The sequence below is a fragment of the Candidatus Lokiarchaeota archaeon genome (assembly GCA_014730275.1).
In the GTDB taxonomy this organism is placed as follows: domain Archaea; phylum Asgardarchaeota; class Thorarchaeia; order Thorarchaeales; family Thorarchaeaceae; genus WJIL01.
Genome location: WJIL01000055.1, coordinates 1 through 3721 on the forward strand (window position 1 = coordinate 1; position 3721 = coordinate 3721).

At 48.0% G+C, this 3721-nt stretch carries 4 protein-coding genes; all 4 read left to right on the top strand.

Going from position 1 to position 3721, the window contains the following annotated elements; genetic code table 11:
• Positions 1–605: 605 nt before the first annotated feature.
• Genes GF309_05880 through cas4 form a run of 4 tightly spaced genes read left to right on the top strand, consistent with a single transcriptional unit; the run spans position 606 to position 3424 of the window.
• Positions 606–1520 carry a DUF2797 domain-containing protein gene (locus GF309_05880; protein MBD3158303.1) on the top strand — a complete coding sequence of 305 codons (915 nt, stop codon included), beginning with the start codon at positions 606–608 and terminating at the stop codon, positions 1518–1520.
• Positions 1517–2542 (top strand): CRISPR-associated endonuclease Cas1, encoded by a 1026-nt coding sequence (gene cas1, locus GF309_05885; GenBank protein ID MBD3158304.1) that lies wholly within the window; start codon positions 1517–1519, stop codon positions 2540–2542. Before GF309_05880 ends, cas1 begins: the two co-directional genes overlap by 4 nt.
• A 4-nt stretch (positions 2543–2546) precedes the next feature.
• The gene (gene cas2, locus GF309_05890) at positions 2547–2837 is read left to right on the top strand and encodes a CRISPR-associated endonuclease Cas2 (protein MBD3158305.1); all 291 of its coding nucleotides are present in this window, start codon (positions 2547–2549) and stop codon (positions 2835–2837) included.
• Positions 2822–3424, top strand: coding sequence for a CRISPR-associated protein Cas4 (cas4, locus tag GF309_05895; protein MBD3158306.1), 603 nt, complete (start codon positions 2822–2824; stop codon positions 3422–3424). Before cas2 ends, cas4 begins: the two co-directional genes overlap by 16 nt.
• Positions 3425–3721 lie beyond the last annotated feature (297 nt).

Consider the following 3721-nt stretch of genomic DNA (forward strand, 5'->3'; position numbering starts at 1 on the left):
AGCTTATTCTTTGCAACCACTGTCATTGCAGTGATGATTGGAGGAATCATGTATTTCAATCTCCTTAGCTGGAGCTTATTCTTTGCAACCTTACAGAAATCCCCTCTAATCAATGTTTTTGCTATCCACGGATCATGATCACCTCAAAAGCTTCGAGTTTCTATTTTGAGGGGTACCCTTTAAGAAGAAACTCGAAACTAGATAAGCAAGGAGAGAGCCGTAACACCTTGGTTCCAGCACTATGCTACCTGCCTTGACATATATCTCGATGGGAAAGTCCATAGAGGAAACTTAACGTTTTTTGAGAGCAAAAAGAAACAACGGGTTCACCACGGTATCCGAATGAACATGAGTGTACATTATGGTAGCACATAACGACGATTGCAGGTCTCTCCAAGCGTTCCCATTTTTATCCAATATTTTCCGTAACCGGAAAGAGGGGGGAAACTCGAAGCACAAATTACCTAATCACAGCTTTGCGAAGTTTCTGGAAACGCCTGTTCCATTCGAAGCCCTCATTGGCTTGTTTCATCAGCCCTAAACTCTCTGTTTAGAGCCGCCTGTAAACCAATTCGAATTACTTCTTTCATGAAGCTATCACATGTATGGAGATACCGTCGACAGTCAGCAGAACAATCGATTCCGGAGCAAAGACTCAGCAGTCCTCATCCCGGTTGTGTCCGCAGACTCTATCGACCATGAAAGGGTATGACTATCGTTGGTTCTATGGTCATCCGATCCCGTTCGTACGGTATCAAGACAGGGTTGGGGAAGGAGCATTCCCGCTATTCGGGTATCAGAACCTTCGCTTTCTTTCTACCAAATACTGTACGAATTGCCAAGCTATACTGACAGGCCCAGACGATATGTGCGGAGATTGCAGAGAGTCCCCACTTTTTCGCAGGCTTCGCTGCATCCTTGATGGTCCAGGAGTACCGTTTGGTAAGCAATGCACGGGCGATAACCCGGCATGTGATTTACAACCCTGGGCCGACGCAATTTGTTATACCGATTGGATGCTCTACGTTGTATCTGTTTTCGGCTTGGTCAAGGTAGGAATCTCCAGAAGAGAGAAGGGGAATTGCAGTGTCGGGTTCACACAACGAATTATCAGCCAAGGTGCAGGAGAGTGGATTGCCTTTGGACCGCTCCGTGACATGGAAACAGCTCAGAGGACCGAGGACGAGCTGAGTAATGATTTGTCTCTTACTCAACGAGTTACATCAGCAGAGAAGTGGAACTACATAAACTACGGAAAAGAAGATGTCCCGCTGCCACGGGAAGAAGTTCTACGGTGGACCGAGAATCAGGGGATCCCGCTCTACATGGAGGGGAGCTTTGCCGAATATTTCACTTCCATGCCGGACAACCCCTATCCAGTGTTTGGCACAGTCAAAGACGGCGTTCAGGGTAGTCTATGCTGGTCGAGGGGCTCGATAGCAGTCTTCGAGCATAATGGCAATCGAACAGCATACGATCTTGCTGAGTTGGCAGGTCTCTCCACGGTGGGTGGTCTATGATGAGTTTGGTACTTGATGAGCATGGCGTGTTTTTGGGTAAGCGAGGTCGGTCATTGTATGTTAAAACACCAGATGGAACGAAGAGCAGACGTTCGACCTACAACCTTAATGAAGTCGTTGTGACATGCAGATGCACCATCAGCTCTTCTGCAATCAGGCTGCTTGCTCAGAATGGGATACCGGTTGTGTATGTTAGTCGAGGCAAACCGTACGCCCTCCTGCACCCCTTCTTCAATCACGGGACGGTTCACACTAGACGGGAGCAGCTAGCTGCCTTTCGTGACAGCCGAGGTATACACTTAGCAAAGAGATTCGTGCAAGGGGCGATGGTCAACAAAGAGAGGCTTCTGAAGTATCTAGGAGGAAATCGCGAAGACACAAGCCCGAACGAGGCGGCCAGACTTTCAAAAATAGCAGGGAGAATCAATGAGCTTGTAGAGAAGCTCGATAAGGACTGGGATACACTATCAACTGCAAGAAATCAGTTGATGGGTATTGAGGCTAGGGCCGCGAAATACTACTTCAAAGGATTGCAGTTGATTGTTCCCGACGAGTTCAACTTCGAGGCAAGAGAACGGCGGCCGGCAAAAGATCCCGTCAACTCGATGCTTTCCTACGGCTATGCGGTCCTCTACAGCAGAGCACTGATTGCCATCGCAGCGTGTGGATTGGAACCGTTTGCGGGTTTTCTCCACACCGACAGATCTGGTAAACCATCACTCGTTCTAGATATGGTAGAAGAATTCCGTCAAGTCGCAGTGGACAGAACAATCATCCGTCTTATCACCCACCAGCAGGTTGAACCCGATTCGTTTCATCTTGAAGGCGGTGCAGTCATGATGGATGATGAAACCAGACGAACACTGTTGAGAGAACTCCTTGAAGGTATGAATGGAGAGGTTCGCTGTGAAGGTAACAAGAAACGCAAGCTCAACCGAGTCATAATGAGACAGAGTCGGAAGCTCGTCAGATTCCTCATCGGGAAGAGCAACACCTACGAGCCATACGAGTTCAGGTGGTAACGAAATGAAGCAGATCATCGTGTATGATATTTCCAACGATCGATTGCGAGAGCGGGTATGTCATACAGTGCAGGATTATGGATTCAAACGGCTTCAGTACAGCGTATACAAAGGCTCCAGGTCCAGAAATACACTTGAAGCGCTCTCCATTGAGATTCAGGATATCCTAGGTGATGAGGAGGCTGATGTGAGGTTCTACCTGATTTGTGATAAGTGCCTTGAGAAAACCATGGTCGTATCAAAGAAGGGAATCGATGACATTTCAGAGGTGATGTTTCCATGCAGAGCGAGCTAGAATCCCAGATAGTCAAACAACTGCGACCTGTTTTCACACCCGAAGATGTGCGGCAGTTTGTTTACTGTCCCCGTATCATCTATTTCAGATATGTCCTGAAATGCAGACCTGGTCCCTCCGTGAAGATGCGGAAAGGCGCAGAGAAACACGAAGACTGGAGGAACCGACAAATACGACAGGGCAAGAACATGGACAGGTACTTCAGTATCTACCTTGAGGACCGCTCGGTTGGTCTGAAAGGATTGCTGGATGCGGTGGATTACGATGGCGAGACTGCAAGGCCGGTCGAGATGAAAACCGGAAGAGCACCGGAGGGGGGAATCTTCGAAAACCACCGAGCGCAGGTTGTCGCAGAATGCTTGCTTGTAGAATACGCTTTGGGTGCTGATTCGGACATGGGCATCCTCGTGTATGAGGACGCGGACCTCGAAATCAAGGTCGACCTCAATAACCCGCAAAGATCTTGGGTGCACACGCTCCTACAGAAGATGAGGGAACTCGTGATAACGGAATACTTGCCGAGGCCAACCAGAAACGAACGAAAGTGCACAGACTGCGAATTTTGGGCGTATTGCCAACGAACATGAGAGACTGAACGTCTTTTCTATGCATAAATACTCGCAGGCGCTTCGCATTGAAATCAGGATAACAATCTCCCTAACTGGAGCTTATCTTTTGCAACTAAACATGTTTCCTAGATGGGGTGTTGGTACTTCTTCTTCGTTTCAATCTCCCTAACTGGAGCTTATCTTTTGCAACCTTACAGAAACCCCCTCTAATCAATGTTTTTGCCGCCTAGGTGGATCAACCCATTTGAAAGCTTCGAGTTTCTATCCAGAGGGGTATCCTTTAAGAAGAAACTCGAAACCAGATAAGCAAGGAGA